Genomic DNA, 22,110 nt, shown 5'->3' on the forward strand with positions numbered 1-22,110 from the left:
AGCCCTAAAATAGTTTTCAGGGTAAGGAAGCAATTCTTGTTGATAATCATGAGGACATTCTTACTTTTATTTTTTACCACGGCTTTAGGATTTAATGCAGACATGGGTTATTCACAGGCTCAAGTAAACATTGAATCATCCGGTGAAATTACAGTAGACGAGGTCTTTCAGTTAATCACAGAGCAAACCAGTTACAATTTTCTTTATCCAGATGGACTTTTCGCGGGTTTGCCAAAAGTAAAGCTGGTTAAGGGGGTAATAAAAATAAATAAACTTATTGCGCAGAGTATACCAGGATCCAGGTTTAATGTAGTCTTGTCAGATGGTAATAACATCATTATTGAAGAAAGTAGATCGGTAAACCAAATAGCCGTTTCCGGGACAGTTACCGATGCCAATGGGATCCCTATCCCTGATGTTTATATCCGAATTAAGGGGACTTCTGTAGGTGTAGTGACAAATTTTGACGGCGAGTATGAAATTGTGGTTATGTCTACCAATAACGTTTTGATATTTAATTCCTTGGGCTTTAAAAAGAAAGAAGTTCTGGTAGGCGACAGGCTGGTTCTTGATGTCGTGCTTGATCTCGATGTAACAGAGCTGGATGCAGTAGAAGTAGTATCTACAGGTTATCAAAATATTCAAGAGCAACGAGTTGCTGGTGCGGTGACCAGTATATCTAACAAAGAATTACATATAAACGGGGTTAGTACTGTTGAGCAAATGCTGCAAGGAAAGGTAGCAGGTTTAAATGTTACCAACCTTACAGGAGAGGTAGGTGTTCGTCAAAAATCAAGAGTTCGGGGTACTTCTACTTTTTTAGGAAATCAGGAACCTATTTGGGTTGTTGACGGAATTGTTCAGGAAGATCCGCTACCTTTTAATACACAAACTTTTGATAATAACGGAGGGATTACTCAAGATAATTTTGATTTTATTAGAAATTATGTAGGAAATTCCATTGCCTGGTTGAACCCAAATGATATTCAGGATATTACGGTATTAAAAGATGCTTCGGCAACAGCTATCTACGGAGTGAGAGCGGCAAACGGTGTTATTGTGATCAGAACAAAGCAGGGAAGAGAAGGACCTTTATCTGTCACCTATTCCACAAATTTTAATTTTGGGGAAAAAGTTACCTATGACAAGTTGGAGTTGATGAACTCCAGAGAACGGGTAGCTGTTTCTAGGGAAATTTTTGAGAGAGGCTTAATTGCCACCCGTACCAATAATGATGTCGGTTTTGCAGGAGCATTAAACAACTATTTATTTGGGGAGATATCCTATGATGAATTTAATGGCAGGGTAGCAAAAATGGAAAGTGCAAATACTGATTGGTTTGATATTCTTTATCGTAATCCTTTTAGTCAATCACATCATATAGGTTTTAGTGGGGGTAGCAGTAAAGTAAGGTTTTACTCATCAATAGGCTACGCTGATAATCAAGGAACTGCCATAGGTAATGAAAGCAAGTCATTAAATGCCTCGGTAGGTATTAATAGTCAATTAAATGAGAAATTATCAATTAGTTTCCGTTTAAGCGGCAGCAAGGCGGAAACGGATGGTTTTTATTTGGTTAGCCCTTATGATTATGCAACCAAAATAAACCGTGTAATTCCTGCATACGATGAGGATGGTAGCTTGTTTTATTACAAAGATGAATCCAATGGGTATCTATACAATTATATAAATGAACGAAATGAATCGGCCAACTCCAATACCGTTCAATCGCTCAATTCTAATGTAAATGTTGTCTATACTATTTTACCTGAGTTGAACCTGAATGTGCTAGGCAGTTATAATATTTCCTCAACAATGGGAAATTCTTATGCCACGGAAACCACAAATTTAATAACCGCAATCAGAGGCTATGAGTATGCAACTTTAAGCTCTAGAGATCCATTATATGCGAGGTCTAAATTGCCTATAGGGGGAGTTCTTAATACAGATAATAACCAATCTGCTAACTGGAACTTGCGCGCTAATTTGAATTATAATAAGATTTTTAATAATGTTCATTATTTTTCAACTTTGCTAGGGGTTGAATCCCAGAGCCTAAAATATGATGGATTTAATTCAACCACATATGGTTATTTGCATAGTAGGGGAAGATCATTTGCATTGGTGCCTCCTACCATTACTTCTGGTACAACCGTCCTTGCAAATTCGCTATATACAGGTACTGCCGATAGAAATAAATTCTCGAACGCTGTTACAGATCGAAAAACCAATACATTAGGCTACTACTTAACCCTTAATTACACTTATGATAATCGTTATGTGTTAAACTTTAGTGTTAGGGGAGATGCTTCAAATCGCTTTGGCCAATTTCCAAATGAGAAGTTCAATCCTGTTTGGGCAGGTGGTCTAAGATGGAATGCCGGTAATGAGGGATTTATACGGGATATTGATTGGATAAGTAATTTAAGCTTAAGAGGTACTTTTGGATATCAGCGTAATATGGCCGTTAACTTTAGTCCCAGTTTGATCGTTCAAATTCCAAGTACAACGGCTTCAGCTCGCATTTATGATGCAAACACAGGGGATTACCTGCTTCAAATTAAAAATCTGCCCTATGAAGATTTACGATGGGAACAAACCACAACTTATAATTTAGGTTTTGACCTGAGTTTGTTCAAAAATAAAATTTTCTTTAGCGGGAACTATTATGAGAAAAATGGTAAAGATATCATCACACCACTTAGTTTACCTGCGGAATACGGTATAGAAACAATGCCGGTAAACGGGGGTAGTTTAAGAAATAGAGGTTATGAACTGACGGCAGGTTTTACTCCGGTGCGTACTCAAAATTTCAACTGGTCTGTAAACATGAATACGGCCAAAAATTTTAATGAAGTCACTAAAGTCGGAACTCAAAATAATGGCTGGCAATCAGCTATTCAAGGTACTTTGTTGAAAGAAGGCTATCCGCTCTCCTCTTTTTGGGCATTTAAATTTGATGGGGTGGATCCAGAAACCGGAAGACCCATTATTGATCTTTCAGTAGAGGAGGGAACATTTCCAAGTGAGGATCCTACAGCTTACCTGGAATATGTAGGAAAGGGCGATCCTGATTTTACAGCTGGCTTCGGTAATACCTTTAGATATAAACAATTTAGCTTATCTGCCAGCTTTTATCTTCAGTTAGGAGGAAAGAAATTCTTGAAATCGGCATATCCTACGGCTATTTTACCTAATGAATATGACAATTTATCATCAGAATTGAATGGCAGATGGACGCCTGAAAATCCTTCGGCCCAACTACCGGGTTTACCGGATCAGGATGCTGCAATGAACCCTATTCTTCTGCCAGGGGAAACTTTAACCTATGTGCCTTTATATCAAATGTATAATTATAGTACAGACCGGGTTGTGGATGCATCAAGCCTAAGATTGAACACATTGAATACGAGTTATAATTTTCCCAGTAGTTTTTGTGAAAATTTAAAATGTAAATCGTTGAATGTGGGCTTGAGTGCTTCAAATGTTTTTTCCATTGTAAGTAAAGATTTTCAGGGCCGGGATCCCGAGGTGGCCAGAGGTAATCAACCCCGTACACGCTCCTATACTTTTAATGTTAATGTTACATTCTAAATTTTAAAAAAAATGAGATTCTTAAAATTAAATATAATCGCATTATTTGGTATTTCAGTTTTGTTTTTATCCTCTTGTTCAGATTTTTTGGAGGAGACCAGCCAGGATGAAATTATTCCTGAAACGCTCGAAGATCTCGCTGCAGTCATGTACAGTGAGGCCTATCCTTATTTGTTTTCTGGTGATGTTTATCTCAATCTATTAACAGATAATATAGAGTCTAATGGGCTTACGGCAGATAATTACCTCACAAATTTTGAAAATGGCATGTATATATTTACCTATACTAATACCATGTTTGATGGAGCCTTCCAAATTCCAAACGACGCGAACTCTTGGGTATCGTACTATAGTAAAATTAAAGGTTGTAATGTAGTATTAGATCATTTGGAAAAAATTACCGACACACAAGAGGAAGTTAATGCATTAAAAGGACAGGTTTTGTTTTTACGGGGCTATTATTATTTTAAACTAGCCTTAGTCTATTGCCAGCCTTATTCTGGGAATCAAATAAATCCTGATGAAGCTTTAGGCTTACCATTAGTGCTAAGCATGAACGTTAAGGATGTCTATCCCAAACGTAATACCTTAAAAGAAACCTTCGATCAAATAGAAGCTGATTTAACGACATCAGTAACTCTACTAAAAGAAAATTATACTGCTCCTAGTCTATTTAGGGTAGGTTACCTTGCCGCAGAAGCCATGTTAACCCGCTTTTATATTTATAAAAACAGCAATGAGGACTTGCAGCGTATTATTGATTATAGTACAGATGTTTTATCAAAAAAACCTTCGCTTGCCTATTTAGGTTCATCTACATCAACATTCCTTGCTAAAGGGGTTTATGATATTGATGTTAGTACTGAGCCTTTATGGGTGTACGGTGTCTCTACAGGTGGAACTTCAAATTACTGGCCCCTCAGTCCAATATTCAATAGTAAACCACCTTATACGGTATCTTCGACGTTGACGTCTTTGTACGATACTGAAGATCTAAGGCCCGAAACGTATTTTAGAACTTCTACAAATAATGGCTCAACCTATTATTTTGTGAGTAAGAAAATAAGTGTAAGTAACGCGAATTATGGTGATAGAGGGATTAGAAATGCAGAAGTGTATCTAAACAGGGCAGAAGCCTACTGCCGCATGTTTCTTGAAACAGGAATGAGCGATTATAGGGTAAAAGCATTGGCAGACTTAAATGAACTGCGTGAAGCACGTTATGAAACGGGTACTTATAGCCCCGTGGATATTACCAATGGCCAAGTATTATTAGATTTTTGTTTGGAAGAGCGGAGGCGGGAATTATCTTTAGAAGAGGGGCTAAGATGGGGGGATATAAAGCGTTTAAATCTGGGGGTAGACCATACTTTTATCGATGCAGACGGTAATGCAACTACATACAGGCTTGCGCCAGGTGATTTACTATATGCTTTGCCGATCCCTTATAATGTTATGGAAAGAAATCCTGAATTGTCACAAAACCCAAGATAAGTTCTATATCGCTATGTCGATAAAACAGAATTATGAATTAATAAAAACGAATACCATGAGAACTAGTTATTTATATATTTTTTTAAGCATTTTTGCTTTATCTTCTTGTTCTGATACCGATGATAATGTACTGGAACCTTCAGGAATTGAAACTGGTTATACAGTACCCCAGGGCAACAATGATTTTGATAACGACATTGTATCGTTTTACGAGGATTACGGCACATATTTGCTGTATGAATTTACTGATAAGGATGCGTATTGGACTCCCTCTAAGTGGGTAAACGGTGAACCCGCTACAGATACTACTGATGGAAGGTTCGGGTTTATATATCTAGCACCCAATGAAAACTATATCAAGCCACAATTGGATTTATTGCAACAAACCTGGTTTAGTCACTATTCCCCCGGGTTTTTAGATGAGTTTTTACCTGTTAAAATTTTATTATGTTCACAAGTTCAAGACTGTAAATTTGATTTTACTCCTCCTCTAACTTTTCCTTTAAAAATAAAGGGAGTAGACATTCCTGCTTATTATAACTATGATAATATTTGTGTCTCCTATGCTAAAGAAGAGGTACTGGACTTAACAAAAGCCCAGGAATCAGAATTTGAGAAAGGGCTTAATCGTGTTTTCATAGATTGTATGTATGGCCAGGGTAAGTTGCATCCTACAGAGACCTTTAGGGCATCAGCTAATTATTCCCTTGCCTCAGCCCAAAGAACAAATACCGCATTATGGGGCATAGGTATTTTACAACCCTATTATGGAGCATCTCCAGAGAATGACTGGAAACAATTTGTGACTATGATGATCCTTTATTCTGAAGACTATTTGAATAAAGAGGCGACCATGGTTAACGAATATGACACCGGAGAAACTTCATGGGAGGGGATATTTTCACCTTTAAAAGATACCAATGGGCTACTGAAAACACGTTATGATATGGTGCGTCAATATTATATTGATAATTATGACATTGATTTGCAAAGCGTGGGGAATGACATAAATCCGATAAACCAAGGATTATAGTTAAGTAATTAACTGCGTGTTAAAAATTATCAGTTTTTTAGGGATCATAAATGAGTTGAAAACTGGACTAGTAGTTCGCTTAGTTTCTAAAATACGTGCCATTGTAAGGGTGAATATACCTTACCTGAAGGACTATGCAGGTTTAAGGTACAATGTATTTATTACTCTATAAGGGAGCATTGCCTTTTGTGTTAGAAATGCAGCAAGTTGTGGTTTACAAAATCACGTACCTATCCATATAGAAAACCGCCTTAAACCCCTGCAACGAGGTGGTAGTATAAGAAGATGGGCTGTGGTTCATGTAATGTAGTGTTGGAAAGGAATCCCCTTAATAAAGAACAATTACACTACGCCAGTACTTTGCAATCTATGCTTTGGAGGATAACGGGCATGATAAAGGATGAAATAGATAATGATTGAGAGGTCATCAGGATCCAAAATGGCCACCTTGACACCACTGATTGAGAAAAAATCATGAAAATACTTTAAGTAGTTTATTAATACACTATGAATAGGAATCGCAATCGCAATACGGATTACACGGCTTATGCCAAATTACAGTTGATAATTAGATATATGAGAGTCGTACTGGTTCTTACTAGCTTGTTTGTAAGCATACACGGGTTAGCAAAAGATTTTAGTGAAGCTAAAAGAGATACAATTCCTTCTATCTCTAACTATTTAGAGGGTGATGATGTACTAAAAACAAGCTCTGGATTTATAAATGTTTATGAAAGGAGAAACCAATTTTTACTCGAGATTCCAGATACCATCCTGGGTAGGGACATACTGGTTACCCTAACTATTCTAAAAGGGGTACAAAAGAATGATCGAAAACTCAATAAAAGATTTGGGTATGGTGATGATGCCTTGCCTGAAAATATGGTTCGTTTCGAGAAGAAAGACGAGGTGATAAGTTTACTTAGTCCTGTTGTGTATCATATAGAAGACACTAGTTTTAGATATGCTCCTTATTATAATAGTTTGATTAATCCAACGATTAAGAATTTTTCCATAGTTGCCAGCTCAGACCATAAATACCTGATAGATATGACAGATTATTATTTGGGAGATAGCGAGTTGTTTGCGTTACAAGGTTCAAAAAGCGAATTGGACTTAGGAAACTACATCAAAGAAAGTTCTTATCCTACAGAAATAGTTAGCTACCCCACTAATATTAGCTTTCGTTCGGTAAGAACCTACGCAGATTCTAAACCAGGGGAAAGCACGTATTCCAATAGTATTTGGGAAGTAGGCGCATTATGGATTTTACTTCCGAAAAAGCCATTAAAAATTAGACCATTTGATGAACGGATTGGCTATTTTTCCAGCCACATCAGGGGGCAATTAGGAAGGGAAAATGAAGTCTTTGAAATAACAAAACGCTGGCGCCTTGAGCCGAAACCAGAAGATGTAGAACGCTATTTTAACGGGGAACTCGTGGAACCTCAAAAGCCAATTGTGTTTTATATAGATAAAGATATGCCAGACTATCTGGTTCCCTACGTGATTGAGGGGGTTGCGCGTTGGGAAAAGGCTTTTGAAAAAGCGGGTTTTAAAAATGCAATATATGCATTGCCAGAACCTACAAAAGAAGAAGATCCCGACTACGCTTCAGATGATGCGCGATATTCAGTTATTTCCTATAAAGCTTCGCCCATTGCAAATGCCTATGGTTCTGAAATTGTAGATCCGCGTTCTGGAGAAATTATTAATGCACAAGTTGCTATTTTTCATACGGTGACCGATTTGATCCAAATGAATTATTTTGTGATGTCCAGCGCTACAGATCCTATGGCCAGGGAATATCCTTTAAATCCAGAGTTAATGGGGAAGTTATTTGGCACCGTAATCACTCATGAAGTAGGACATACCTTAGGCTTACGTCACAATTTCATGGGAAGTTCCTTTTTTCCGGTAGATAGTTTAAGGAATAATGATTTTTTAGATAAAAATGGACTTGGTACTTCTGTAATGGATTATCAACGCTTCAATTTTATAGCGCAACCAGAAGACCATGTTGAACAAGAAAACTTAATTCCAAAGCTTGGAGCCTATGATTTTTTTTCCATTGAATGGGGATATAAGTATTATCCAGACACCATAAAAACTTCTATTCTTAAAGAAAAGCTAAATGACTTTGTTAAGGAAGAAATGAAAAAAGGGGGAATTGGTTTTTTAGATGAAAAATCACCTGATCCCAGAGTACAATCGGAAGATAGTGGGGATGATATCGTTTATGCTAGCGGGCTCGCCATTAAAAACGTGAGGTATATCATGGATCATATGGAACAATGGACTGCAAACCAAAATCAGGATGATTATATATTGTTAAAGCGAAGGTATTTATATCTGGCAAGACAATACCATAGGTATGTAAAGCATGTGATGAATTTTATAGGAGCCTACTATAGAGACACGGTTTTTAGTGAGCATCAAAACTATGCTGTGCAGTATACCCCGGTCACTTATGAAGACCAAATATATGCACTTGAATTTCTAAAAGAGTATGCCCTGAAGGAACCTGTATGGCTGACTCAGGTCTCATTTCTAGATAAAATTGATTTAGAAGAAGATAAATACGCCTATTTTGAAAATTACGTTTATCAGTTGGTTATAAGTGGATTAGGGTTTAATAATTCTGAAATCAAAAATAAGAACCCTTTAACTACAGAGGAGCTTCTCGACTTTGCATTCGAGAGCTTGTTCTTAAGTAAAGCCAAAAACAAACGACTTTCGGAATTTGAAAAACGACTGCAGAGCAGTTATTTATCTCAATTGAATATCAATATCGAGAATCAAAATAACGTATCTTATAACAATACGCTTACCATACAATCTCAAATCTACAAGATTAAAGCTTTTGCCGAAAATCAAATTTTAAATACCGAATCGTTGACCAAAGCCCATTATTTAGGAATACTCAATTTTATAAAGATTTGGGAACAAGGCAATCAACAATTTTAAATCCTTTTCAAGAAAAAATAAATTAAATGCGTACAAAAATAATTCTAGTAGAGCTGCTTTTAATTCTTTTCAATGGAGTTTTAGTAAGGGGGCAGAATACGAATAAACCAAAATCTTTTGATGATTTTTACAAGCCTGCAGAAATGAAAGTTGAAAAGGGCTACTTCAATATATATGCGGGCAACGATCGTTATTTTATTGAAATTCCCGAGCAAATCTTCGAAGAAGATGTGTTTATCTCTGCACAAATAATCAATGGTAATTCAGCCTATGTTTCTGCAGAAAGTGGTATTTATCATTTTCAAAAAGGTAGAAAAAATGAACTTGATCTTTATCAAAACAGGTCCCGGGTTTTTTCTAAAGATAGTCTGGATTATGGCATGATCCAGTCTATTGAAAAATCAGGACTCGTCCCGGTATATAAAAGCTATCCAATACAAGCTATGGGCAAAAATGAAACCTCGTTTATTATAGAGCTAACCCAGGATTTGAATGCAACGAGAGGTATTTTTAGCCTTAATAAGCCGGGACCTATAAATACGCCAGATCCCTCACGTTCGGGTATAGACTCTTATAGGGCTACAGATGATGCCGCTATTTTTAAGGGCTATGCCACAGAAAGTACATTCAGACGCTCTATTGGTGGAAAAGACGCTAATTATATTTCTGCGTATGAGTTTGAAATGATAATTCAAAAGGTGCCTTATCACCTTCATGAACAAAAGGAAGATCATTTGGCCTATGGCTTTAATACCGTAGATCATATAGAGTATGATACTAAAAGCTATAAAGCAACTAATAAAAAATATATTAAAAGATGGAATTTAATCCCAAACCCTAAAGAAGCTAGTCTGTATGAAAAAAGAGTGCCGGTAGCTCCCGAAGTTCCAATTAAAGTATGGATAAGCCCACTCACCCCGGCTCCCTTTGTTGAAAGTGTAAAGCAAGCTTTAGCACAATGGGAGCAGGTATTGGAAGAAGCCGGCTGGAAATCTGTTTTTGAGCTGGTTGATGATGAGACTCAAGGCTATAAAAAAATCAATTTCTATTGGGGAAATGGGACCTCAGAGCGCGAAATGGAATCTAGTATTGTAGAAAATCAGGTTACCGGAGAACTGATAGCTGCCCGTGTTAATTTTATGGATACCCCTGCCAAACTAAACTTGAAGCAATATTTGCTTCTTTGTGGAGGGAATGACCCTAAAATACTAAAAGACCCGAATAGTTTAGAAAGAAGAAAAGACATATTAACCCAGCGATTAGCAAGTGTTGTTGGGGAACTGTTGGGGATAAAAAAAAATTACCCTGCGGTAACCGCCTTTTCTATAGAGCAATTGCAAGACCGGGAATGGTTAGAAAAATGGGGGACGTCTGCAACCATTGTGGGGGCCAGCATGCCCGATTATGTTACTTTAAAAGAAAATAACATTGCGCCAGAATACCTTTTTCCCAAGGTTTCTCTGTATGACCGTGACGCGATAGCTTATCTCTATGGTAAGCGCGAAGGCCCTCCGTCAATGAAAGCTACTTTTTATGCTGAAGAGAATATGCTGGACCCAACCGCGCAGGCCACTTTTATTTCTAATGATTTATTAAGGGCAAGCGAAATTGGAATTCAAAAATTAAAAGCCATTTATCCAAAAATCCCAGGCATCCTTAACGAGTATAAACATGATGCAGATTTAACCAAGGATTTTATGGAGTTTATATCTGAAAGCTTTTCCTTATATCAATATTTTGTAAATCAGGAAGCGGTATACATTGGCGGTCAAATGCAGCGTGCTGTAATTAAAGGGGAAAATGAAGACATGATTGTTTATGTAAGCAAAAAAAGGCAATTAGAAGCATTAAAAAGTCTTGAAGAAGATGTCTTTTTTGCAAATCTGGATTGGCTTACCAATCCGGATTTGTTGAAGTATAACCCTATTAATATGGATAAGTTTTGCGTTGACATGTCCAAAAATATTTTACAACGCCTGTTTAAAAAAGAAGTGTTATTATCTCTAATTGATGCAGAGCAAAAGAACGGTGTAAAGGCATTTACATGTGATGATTTATTTTCGTTTACAAACAGGGTTGTTTTTCTAAATTTTGATGCTTCAAATGAGCCAACTGGTAGGCAATTAAGTACCCAGATCGAGATGGCCAATATACTTATAGAATTGGCCAATGCCAATAACATTGACCATAAAGTACACGATTTAAACGCGGTTATACAACTCTACCTGTTGCACGTGCGGGATGCGGTAGCGGAACTTATGAACGATGACCGCGCCTCAGCTCAGGTTAAAAGCAATTGCATTTTGATTTTATTGCGCTTTAATAAAGAATACTTCAATAAATCTTCATAATACCCTTTTTATGTTAAAAATAGTAAGTACACTTATAATAGGTTGCCTGTTACTTAGTTGTACAGCATTTGCTCAAAATAGAAAAATCGAATTTCAAGATGTTTCTTTTGAAGAATTAAAAGAAAAAGCCCAGGAAACTAAAAAGAACATCTTTATCGATTGTTATACTACCTGGTGCGGACCGTGTAAATTTATGAGTAAAAATATCTTTACTCAGGATGCAGTTGCAGATTTTATCAACGAGTCTTTTGTTTCTGCTGAAATAGATATGGAGACCGAAGCGGGGATTGTGTTAGGCAAGCAGTATCAGGTAGGCGCTTACCCAACCTATTTATTCCTGGATAGTGCGGGTAAGGTGATTTATAAATTCGTTGGGGCCAAAGAAAAGGCCTCTGATTTTATCGAGGAAGCTAGAAAAGGTCTTAATTCAGATAATATTTATTATTCTATGAATTTGAAGTATGAGAGCGGAAATAGATCTGCTTCTTTTATGGAAGAATACATTAAACTTAAATTTACACGTAAGGAAAATACTCAAGCCATCAAAATTGCAAATGAGTATCTAAACTCGTTAACAGCCGAACAAAAAAAATTACCAGAAAATTGGTTTTTATTTGGAGATCATAAAAACAGTGCTTACCTCTCGTTATATGATAGCCCTAATAGTAATTACCTTATAAATAATTGGTCAGCGTTTGTAAAGCATATTCCAGACTCCATTGTTTATAAAAGAATAGCCCAAAATTATCAGGGAATTGCTTCTGCTGTTTTTAGAAAGGATTTTTTTAAAAAAGATAGTGTTGATATTCAGGTTTTTGATGGATTTAAAAAAACGATAAATACCATACCTGACCTACCTTCAAAAAATGAATTACTCATATTGATGGATGTCTGTAAAGCGCTTTGTAAAAAAAATAAGCCGTTAGTCATTCAGCTTTTATCAGAGAATGTAAGCGACTTTTCTAGGGAGACCCAGAACCTTTTGTTTGATTTGTTTGCAAAGAACTTCAATTCTAGGGAATTACGTACTGCAGCAGTTTATGAAGTGATGCGAAAAGTAATTCTAAGTAATAAAAATCAAAACCTAATCAACTATTTCAGACCTTTTTTGGATGGAAATGATCCCCATTATGAGAAGTTTGATGCCAAAAATCTTATCAATAGGTTTGATCAGCCTGAACTGGTTCCTGTTTTTCATCCTGAGCTGCCTATGTTTTATTTTAAGTATAAAAAAGCAAATCAAAAGGCAAACTATTATGTGTTTGATAGTAAAAGGGGGACACGTCCTTTATATAACAAAATGCAGTTAGATTCTGTTATGCTGTCCATGAAATTAGATACCACCCGGATTGCTTTTATTCCCACTTTTACCCGTGGAGGCATTGGAGTTGATTTTAGCATTGACCGAACTGATTATACATACCTCCCAGAAAGTAAGACCATTATTAAGGATGAGCAGACCGAGGAACCTATTGAGTTTGGGGTCTCACCAGATAAGAAATATCGGGTTATTTATAAAGATTACAACATCTACCTCAAAGACTTGAGCGATTCTACCCAGGTGCAATTAACATTTGATGGAGATCAAAATAGTTTGTATTCGTTACCGGGTATTAAATGGTTAGGTGATGGAAACCGGTTTATAATATCCCGTAATAATGATACGGATGTTCGCGATTTTACAGTTGTCAATTCAACAGCCAAGGTACCCATTGTAAGAACCTATAAATATGCAATTCCAGGAGATACCCTTCTGGCAACACACGAACTGTTTTTGGGGGATGTTAAAAGCAAGTCCCTGCGAAAAATCGATGTTGAAAAATGGGAAGGGCAGCAGCTCCTGGAAATCAAAAGCGATAATCCCGATTTGTTTTATTTTACCCGTACAAAGAGAACCCACGATGAACTGGAGTTATGTTCCATAGATAAGGAGGGGAGTGTTGAAGTTATCATTGCTGAGAAATTCACTCCGAATATTAATGGGGTTTTATTCAATTGCAAAATCTTAAACAAGGGAAAAAACATCCTTTTTTGGTCAGATAGGACCGGTTGGGGGCATTATTACCATTACAATAAAAAAGGAAAGCTCCTCAATGCATTAACAAAAGGAGCATGGACAGCAGGCGAAATCTTAACGGTAGATACAGAAAAACAAGAAGTTTATTTTCAGGGATATGGCAAGGATAAAAAGATCAATCCCAATTACGCCTTTTTGTATAAGGTTAAATTAGATGGTTCAAACCTAAAATTGTTAACCCCGGAAAATGCAGATCATCATGCTTATGTGGATACGAAAGGGAATTTTATAGTTGATAATTACTCTCGAATAGACAGTAAACCACTCATCATCGCCCGGGAGAGCAATGGCAAACTAATTGATACGGTTATGGTACCTAATATTCAGCCTTTACTGGATTACGGATGGAACTTTCCAGAACAGTTCAAAATCAAAGCAGCTGATGACGAAACAGATTTGTACGGTATTATGTGGAAGCCAGACAATTTTGACCCCAATAAGAACTATCCGGTTATTTCGCAAGTCTATCCGGGTCCGTTTACAGAAACGGTTTGGACAGACTTCACCGTATTGGATAAATATCAAAATACCGCATTAGCTCAACGAGGCTTTATTGTAGTCTGTTTTGGGCATAGGGGCAGCTCACCTATACGAGACAAAGCCTATTTTTCATATGGTTATGGAAATTTAAGAGATTATCCTTTGGCTGATGATAAGTATGGTTTAGAGCAGTTAGCCCGCGATTATTCATTCATAGACCTTTCTAAAGTGGGGATCCTGGGACATTCAGGAGGAGCACTTATGGCAGTTACCGCAATTAGTACGTATCCTGGTTTTTATAAAGTAGCCGTAGCTTCTTCCGGTAATTATGATAATGCCATTTATCATAGAAATTGGGGAGAACAGTATCAGGGGATAGGAGAAGATTTAGGGTTTAATGTCAAAACTCCGATGGAATTGGTTTCAAATTTAAAAGGTAACCTGCTCCTGGTGACAGGAGAGAGCGATCAGAATGTAAGTCCGTCACATACCTATAAACTAATAAATGCCCTGATTAAAGCAGATAAAGATTTTGAATTACTGGTCATTCCTGGTCAGGGGCATCACTTTACCGGGATTTATGAGGATTACTTTGAGAGACGAAAGCGAGATTATTTTACAGATTATCTTTTAAATAGGGAGTATTAGCTCGCTACTAAATGAGAAAGTTACTAGGGCAATCTTAAATCATAAAATAGCGAACGTACATTCAAATCAAAAATATAAAACAATCAATATTAAACTTATTAGCCTTTTTTTTGAATTAGCCATTTAGTAAGAAAGGAGTCAATCAGGGCTGCTTTGAGGTAGCCCTCTATATTTGATTGAATATTAATAATAACGCATACTACTATGAAAACTAAACTCTTCTTGATCCTTTTTCTATGTGTTGGTTATATGCAAGCACAAATCTTTGAACCGGTTATCTGGAAAACCTCAGTTGAAAAAATATCAGATACTGAATACGATTTAATCGTTACCGCTAAGATTGAAAAAGGCTGGCACCTGTACTCCCAGTCTGTACCCGAAGGAGGCCCTGTGGCGACCAGCTTTTCGTTTGAAGGAAATACTAATTACCTGAAAAAGGGAAATACAATCGAAGAAAAGGGGCATACGGTTAACGATCCCATATTTGAAATGGAAATCAAATATTTTTCAGATGCAGCAAGGTTTACGCAGCGTATTAAACTGCGTAATGATCAGGCTTTTCAAATAAACGGCATTGTGACATTTATGGTGTGCGATGACAGCCGTTGCTTACCTCCCACCAGTGAAGATTTAACTTTCACCATAAAATAAAGTCGATGGGCAATACGGTAAAATCTTTTTTTCTTTTCCTAATACTTTTCTGTAGGGCTGTGGTTGAAGCACAGGTAGCAGATCCGATAAAATGGACTACTGAAACCGAAAAAATATCAGATACTGAATACCTACTTATAGCAAAAGCAGCTTTGGATACAGGTTGGCATTTATACGCGCAGCAGGTACCGGATGAGGGACCCGTACCTACAAGTTTTATCTACGATGACAGCAGTGGCAACTTTAGAATTGTGGGAAATACACAAGAGGAGGAAGGAAAGATAATATACGATCCCGTTTTCGAAATGGAAGTTAAGTATTTTGAAAACAGTGCGATCTTTAAACAGAAGATTGAAGTTACCAAAGAACTAGGGGACATCCTCGCACTTGTAGAGTATATGGTGTGCGATGATACCCGCTGTTTACCTCCCGAAGAAGAAGAATTAACCTTCAATCTTACCGAAGAGACTATTGCAGAAACTTCCAAGGGTTCTGTTAGAGCGGTGGATTCAACATCACCTGAAGCCAAAGATTTAGGCTCAGAATCCCGCGGACTAATCACTATTTTCTTTTTAAGTTTTTTAGGTGGTTTTGCAGCTTTGCTCACGCCTTGCGTCTTCCCGATGATACCTATGACGGTAAGTTTTTTTACCAAACAAAGTAAAACCCGTGCCAGCGGAATTAAAAATGCCTTACTCTACGGGCTTTTTATCATTGTGATCTATGTAGTTCTGGGTTCTGTGGTGACTGCGATCTTTGGTGCCGATTCGCTCAATGCCCTTTCCACCAATGTGGTTTTTAACCTTATCTTTTTTGCCCTGTTGATCTTTTTTGCATGTTCTTTTCTGGGTGCTTTTGAACTGGTGCTCCCCAGTTCGTGGGCTACCAAGATTGATTCACAGACAGACCGTGGTGGGCTAATAGGCATCTTTTTTATGGCGCTTGCTCTGGCTATTGTTTCGTTTTCGTGTACCGGTCCCATTGTGGGTACTTTGCTTGTAGAAGCAGCATCAAAAGGTGGTCTCGCTCCTATTATTGGGATGCTGGGCTTTTCGCTGGCAATTGCACTACCCTTTGCCTTGTTTGCCTCTTTTCCGGGTTGGTTAAATTCCCTGCCCAAATCAGGTGGCTGGCTCAATACAGTGAAGGTAGTACTGGGATTTCTGGAGCTTGCCTTTGCCTTTAAATTCTTAAGCAATGCAGACCTTGTCCTGCAGCTACACCTGCTGGAGCGGGAAACCTTTTTGGCGATCTGGATTGCTAATTTTGGAGCTTTAGCGTTTTATCTCTTCGGAAAAATCACGCTACCCCACGATAGTCCTTTACCGCATATTTCGGTAGGAAGGCTGGGTCTGGGTCTTTTTGTTTTGGCTTTTGTAGTGTATATGATTCCGGGGCTTTGGGGAGCGCCCCTGCAATGGATTAGTGGTTTCCCTCCACCCACACAGTATAGCGAGTCTCCTTACGGTGTAGGCAATAGCAAAGGTGTGGCAGGCACTTCGATAGAGCTTCCTGATCATGCAGAATTGGGGCCTTTAGATCTTATAACCTTTAAAGATTATGAAGCTGGGATGGCCTATGCCAAAAAGGTGAACAAGCCGGTGATGCTAGATTTTACAGGCTATGCCTGTGTAAACTGCCGTAAGATGGAAGAACGCGTATGGCCAGAGCCTCAAATTCAGCAGATTCTTCGAGAGGAACTGGTGCTGATATCGCTTTATATAGACGATAAAAAAGAGCTTCCTAAAGCAGCGCAATACGTGTCTGAAACCACTGGTAAGAAAATCAGGACCATTGGGAATAAGTGGAGCGATTTTCAAATTAGGGAATACCGGGCCAATGCCCAGCCTTATTATGTATTGGTAGATCCAGAAGGTAATAAACTCGGTGAACCCAAGGCTTACGATCCCGATGTCGAATCGTATCTGGCCTGGTTGCAGAATGGAGTTGAATACTACAACCAAGGATATAACACATTATAAAATGTAGAATTTAATTGGTGTTAAATTTGAATTGAGGGAGGGCTTAAATTGTTTGTGTTTAAGTCCTCCTAATTTTTAGAAAGCATTTCTTTTTTTAAGTAGATAAGCAACTAAGCAAATTGTAGAACAGGTTTCTGCATCTTAAAGATAGAATAGCAATATACATCATTGGCTTAAACGTGTTTAGGCATTCATAATCAATGGTAGGCCACAGGTTGCCCAGCAGTGGGCATCATCGAACATGAATCGAGAAATGCTTTATCTTCGCTGAACCTTAGACTTAGGTGGTTGTATTCCATTTTTTGAGTTACAAGCGATGTGAGTTTTTAATCTGTGATTTATTGTTGTGAATTGCTTTCAGAATTGTACTTTTAGTGCAGGATTCACAGGATCTCGCATTTCATCAACAGTATGGAAGGTGTTGTGAATTGCTTTCAGAATTGTACTTTTAGTACTGGATTCACAGGTCCAGATGCTCAAGGAGTGGTTTATGCTGTGTTGTGAATTGCTTTCAGAATTCTACTTTTAGTGCAGGATTCACAGGATGTCGCCTTTCATCAACAGTATGGAAGGTGTTCTGAATTGCTTTCAGAATTGTCCTTTTAGTACTGGATTCACAGGTCGAGATGCTCAAGGAGTGGTTTATGGTGTGTTGTGAATTGCTTTCAGAATTGTACTTTTAGTGCAGGATTCACAGGCGATTTTTTGCGTTTCTGTGTACTCAACAAGTTGTGAATTGCTTTCAGAATTGTACTTTTAGTGCAGGATTCACAGGGGAGATTATTTCAGATCATTCTTTGGTTATGTTGTGAATTGCTTTCAGAATTGTACTTTTAGTGCAGGATTCACAGGTGCATTCTTATAACTGGACCTATACACCCCGTTGTGAATTGCTTTCAGAATTGTACTTTTAGTGCAGGATTCACAGGTTGCTTTTCAATGGGTATTTGAGTTCGGTGTTGTGAATTGCTTTCAGAATTGTACTTTTAGTGCAGGATTCACAGGGATTACTACTTTTAATAATTAAACATCATGTTGTGAATTGCTTTCAGAATTGTACTTTTAGTGCATTGTCTTGTGATTTTTTGTGACGCCCGTAAGTTGTGAATTGCTTTCAGAATTGTACTTTTAGTGCAGGATTCACAGGAAAAAGGTTTGCCAATATCATGGCCTGAAGTTGTGAATTGCTTTCAGAATTGTACTTTTAGTGCAGGATTCACAGGAGGAAATAAATTTCCAAAATCATCATACTAGTTGTGAATTGCTTTCAGAATTGTACTTTTAGTGCAGGATTCACAGGCAAAGGTGGGAAGCTCTCAAATCTATCATGGTTGTGAATTGCTTTCAGAATTGTACTTTTAGTGCAGGATTCACAGGCTCAAACCTCGATTCATTAATTTTAATGATGTTGTGAATTGCTTTCAGAATTGTACTTTTAGTGCAGGATTCACAGGCTATCGGTAATTGACAAATCACTTTGTGGGTTGTGAATTGCTTTCAGAATTGTACTTTTAGTGCAGGATTCACAGGAAACAAAGAAGTAAGAATACACCCCACACAGTTGTGAATTGCTTTCAGAATTGTACTTTTAGTGCAGGATTCACAGGACCGATGATAGTAATTTCACCACACCAAATGTTGTGAATTGCTTTCAGAATTGTACTTTTAGTGCAGGATTCACAGGAACTCGCTAATGCAAGTGCGGCTTATGCGAGTTGTGAATTGCTTTCAGAATTGTACTTTTAGTGCAGGATTCACAGGAGATTCTTTTGATTTATCATCATCACTCGAGTTGTGAATTGCTTTCAGAATTGTACTTTTAGTGCAGGATTCACAGGAATGGCGCGGTTAATCCCCGTACATTATTGGTTGTGAATTGCTTTCAGAATTGTACTTTTAGTGCAGGATTCACAGGGTAATCGTAATTCATTCTTTTCCAAGTTATGTTGTGAATTGCTTTCAGAATTGTACTTTTAGTGCAGGATTCACAGGGAAATTAGAAAGGATCTGTTTACGCAATCTGTTGTGAATTGCTTTCAGAATTGTACTTTTAGTGCAGGATTCACAGGATCATCTTTTTTATCCCCTCCTTGATAAGAGTTGTGAATTGCTTTCAGAATTGTACTTTTAGTGCAGGATTCACAGGGATGATCGTATTTTTTATACTCCCTATCTAGTTGTGAATTGCTTTCAGAATTGTACTTTTAGTGCAGGATTCACAGGCGGCACGGGTAGCACCTTCTTCGATACCTTGTTGTGAATTGCTTTCAGAATTGTACTTTTAGTGCAGGATTCACAGGTGTTGTTTTAAAGTAGATGAAAAAGGATTAGTTGTGAATTGCTTTCAGAATTGTACTTTTAGTGCAGGATTCACAGGCCCTATTTTTACAATATGAATGCAATGTTGGTTGTGAATTGCTTTCAGAATTGTACTTTTAGTGCAGGATTCACAGGTTATTTTGTTTAAGCAAATATAAGTCAATGTTGTGAATTGCTTTCAGAATTGTACTTTTAGTGCAGGATTCACAGGATACCCGGTTTAAAAACCTGGTATTCTGTGTTTTAAATGCTTTTTTAGAATTAAAAAAAGCAGGTCTTTTATCTTTTTAAATAAGGTTAAATTCTAGCAATATGAATCCTAACAATTAAAAAAGTTCTAATTGCTGGTCCGGAATATCTGGAAGAGTTTCTTTCTGGCCATGAAAAAGTTCTATCATTCCAAACTGCTTATCAGTGATCTGCATTACTGCGACTTTACCTTTTTTGGGGAGATTGTTTTTTGTTCTTTTTATATGTACAGCCGCATTTTCCCGACTGGCGCAGAATCTGGAATAAATAGAAAATTGGAACATACCGAAACCATCGTCCAGTAATTGTTTTCTAAAACGTGTAGCTGCTTTACGTTCACTACGAGTTTCAGTTGGTAGATCAAAAAAAACAAGAACCCACATACATCGATATTGGTTTAATCTGGAAAAACGGCTTTCAAGCATCGTTTTTAGTTTATTTATTTAATCCGCTTTGGCTTCGATACAATTGTTCCTTCGTCACAATCACTCAGCCATCGCTGTATTTAGGTCACTGAGTGATTTTGGAAAAATCGTACCGAAGTGTCCGGTTTCGCTTTGGCTTCGATACAATTGTTCCTTCGTCACAATCACTCAGCCACCGCTTTACTTAGGTCACTGAGTGTTTGCATTGAGCAAACGTATCGAAGTGTCCGGCCGGTTAACTATTTTTCTTTATGTAAATCTTTTTTGCTAATCCCGGTAACAATTCGCTTGCTCCACTCATTAAGGCTTCCTTTTTCTTTCTGCTCCAACCTTGTAGTTGTTTCTCTCTGTAAAATGCCTGATCAATTCTGCCATATTCTTCGTAATAAAGTAAGCTAACTGGTAATCGTTTAGCCGTATAACTGGCTCCTGTTCCATTATTATGGTCACTTAATCTTTTTTCAAGATTTTTAGTACTACCCGTGTAGTAACTTCCATCATTGCACAATAAAATATAGGTATATCCTTTTATCATTAACTTCGTTTTTTCATCTGCTATGGCTTCGATACAATTGTTCCTTCGTCACAATCACTCAGCCACCACTCTATCATAGGTCACTGAGTGATTTTGGAAAAATCGTACCGAAGTGTTCGATTGCGCTTTGGCTTCGATACAATTGTTCCTTCGTCACAATCACTCAGCCACCGCTGTATTTAGGTCACTGAGTGATTTTGAAAAAATCGTACCGAAGTGTCCGGTTTCGCTTTGGCTTCGATACAATTGTTCCATCGTCACAATCACTCAGCCATCGCTATACTTAGGTCACTGAGTGATTTTGGAAATCGTACCGAAGTGCCGGTTTCGCTTTGGCTTCGATACATTTCGACAAGCTCAATGCGACGCAAAATTCTATCGAATATCACTCAGCCACCGTTACGGCTAACCGAACTCCGGATATAAAATTTTTCGGCTACTTCCATAAAAACATTCGTATAAACTATTAGTAGTACGGCTCATCGCATTCATTAACGGACTTTTTTTGCCATCGATACTCACATCCATAGCAGGTATTGTTAAAAGCTCAGATTTAATATTCGTATTTAATTCTTCAAGATTTGCTCCGGTGTTTACGATCTGATTGACCATAAGATCTACGTAAGGGCGATAAGGTTCCATAACATCATCAGCTAAAGAAAACGGATTGTATTTGTTATGATGAAAAATTCCAACCGATGGGAGCATACCACTAGCCACCAAAGCTCTTGCAGCCACAGCTCTTAAAATGGCATACCCATAGTTCAATAGATTGTTAGGAGGAATACCTTTTTGGTTACGGCTAAAGCCTTCGATATCAAACAGGTTCTGAAAATAATGGGCGGCAGCAATGGCTTCGTGATTTTGGGTATCGCCACTCTTTACTTCATTACTCCAGCGTTCCAATTTTAAACTGTATTTACCTAAGAGTTTTAAATGTGCCGCCTGATTGCTGATTTTTGCAGTTACCGTTTGTTGCCAAAGATTCTTCTTTAACGGGATACTGGCATCAAGTTGATGCCGGTAACGCACCGTTTGTTCGGTATGGCCTACTAAAGGTTGTAACAAAGAGCAGGGCAGGTGCTGTTTATCGCAGGTGATGACCGCTGTTTTGTTTTGAATTAGCTTCATCAGCAATCCATTGGTAATGGTAATCTGTGGATCTTCCAAGACTACATAACCCAAATCTTCAATAGGAACAGTTTTTTCTTCCCTTTCTTCTTTCGGGAAGTTAACCACTAATTGTTCATTGCGGGTACTTAAATAGGCCGGGTTACCGAAAAAGAGGGTGCGCTTGATCATTAC

11 protein-coding genes and 1 CRISPR repeat array are annotated in these 22,110 nt (G+C 37.8%); of the genes, 8 read left to right on the forward strand and 3 right to left on the reverse strand.

The window, feature by feature from the left end; genetic code table 11:
- The first annotated feature begins 48 nt into the window (after positions 1 to 48).
- The 8 genes from AC13DP_RS15550 (at position 49) to AC13DP_RS15585 (ending at position 17,277) form a co-directional block, all read left to right on the forward strand.
- A complete protein-coding gene (locus AC13DP_RS15550; RefSeq protein ID WP_347407469.1) occupies positions 49 to 3,594 on the forward strand; it encodes a SusC/RagA family TonB-linked outer membrane protein in 3,546 nt (1,181 codons plus the stop codon).
- Positions 3,595 to 3,606: 12 nt separating this feature from the next.
- Entirely contained in the window at positions 3,607 to 5,088 is a 1,482-nt protein-coding gene (locus tag AC13DP_RS15555; protein WP_281681994.1) for a RagB/SusD family nutrient uptake outer membrane protein, read from the forward strand.
- 55 nt (positions 5,089 to 5,143) lie between these two features.
- Positions 5,144 to 6,121 carry a hypothetical protein gene (locus tag AC13DP_RS15560; protein WP_228249270.1) on the forward strand — a complete coding sequence of 326 codons (978 nt, stop codon included), beginning with the start codon at positions 5,144 to 5,146 and terminating at the stop codon, positions 6,119 to 6,121.
- Positions 6,122 to 6,697: 576 nt separating this feature from the next.
- Positions 6,698 to 9,088 (forward strand): zinc-dependent metalloprotease, encoded by a 2,391-nt coding sequence (locus AC13DP_RS15565; RefSeq protein ID WP_347407468.1) that lies wholly within the window; start codon positions 6,698 to 6,700, stop codon positions 9,086 to 9,088.
- Between the two features lie 26 nt (positions 9,089 to 9,114).
- Positions 9,115 to 11,439: a DUF5117 and DUF5118 domain-containing protein gene (locus AC13DP_RS15570; RefSeq protein ID WP_483068074.1), complete on the forward strand. Its 2,325-nt coding sequence runs from the start codon at positions 9,115 to 9,117 to the stop codon at positions 11,437 to 11,439.
- Positions 11,440 to 11,449: 10 nt separating this feature from the next.
- Entirely contained in the window at positions 11,450 to 14,644 is a 3,195-nt protein-coding gene (locus tag AC13DP_RS15575; protein ID WP_347407466.1) for a DPP IV N-terminal domain-containing protein, read from the forward strand.
- 204 nt (positions 14,645 to 14,848) lie between these two features.
- Complete coding sequence (locus AC13DP_RS15580) at positions 14,849 to 15,295, forward strand: protein-disulfide reductase DsbD domain-containing protein (RefSeq protein WP_281681989.1); 447 nt, start codon at positions 14,849 to 14,851, stop codon at positions 15,293 to 15,295.
- Between the two features lie 5 nt (positions 15,296 to 15,300).
- On the forward strand, positions 15,301 to 17,277 hold the full coding sequence (locus tag AC13DP_RS15585; protein ID WP_281681988.1) for a protein-disulfide reductase DsbD family protein: 1,977 nt from the start codon (positions 15,301 to 15,303) through the stop codon (positions 17,275 to 17,277).
- Between the two features lie 343 nt (positions 17,278 to 17,620).
- A CRISPR array of direct repeats spans positions 17,621 to 19,807; the repeat unit is 47 nt; unit sequence GTTGTGAATTGCTTTCAGAATTGTACTTTTAGTGCAGGATTCACAGG.
- A gap of 115 nt (positions 19,808 to 19,922) precedes the next feature.
- Here AC13DP_RS15585 and cas2 read toward each other — a convergent pair.
- From cas2 to cas1, 3 genes are all read right to left on the reverse strand, one after another.
- Positions 19,923 to 20,270, reverse strand: coding sequence for a CRISPR-associated endonuclease Cas2 (cas2, locus tag AC13DP_RS15590; RefSeq protein WP_228249276.1), 348 nt, complete (start codon positions 20,268 to 20,270; stop codon positions 19,923 to 19,925).
- Positions 20,271 to 20,505: 235 nt separating this feature from the next.
- On the reverse strand, positions 20,506 to 20,805 hold the full coding sequence (locus AC13DP_RS15595; RefSeq protein WP_228249277.1) for a GIY-YIG nuclease family protein: 300 nt from the start codon (positions 20,803 to 20,805) through the stop codon (positions 20,506 to 20,508).
- Between the two features lie 405 nt (positions 20,806 to 21,210).
- Positions 21,211 to 22,107 (reverse strand): type II CRISPR-associated endonuclease Cas1, encoded by an 897-nt coding sequence (gene cas1, locus AC13DP_RS15600; protein WP_150315901.1) that lies wholly within the window; start codon positions 22,105 to 22,107, stop codon positions 21,211 to 21,213.
- Positions 22,108 to 22,110: the final 3 nt, after the last annotated feature.

The organism is Zunongwangia sp. L-65 (assembly GCF_056859415.1).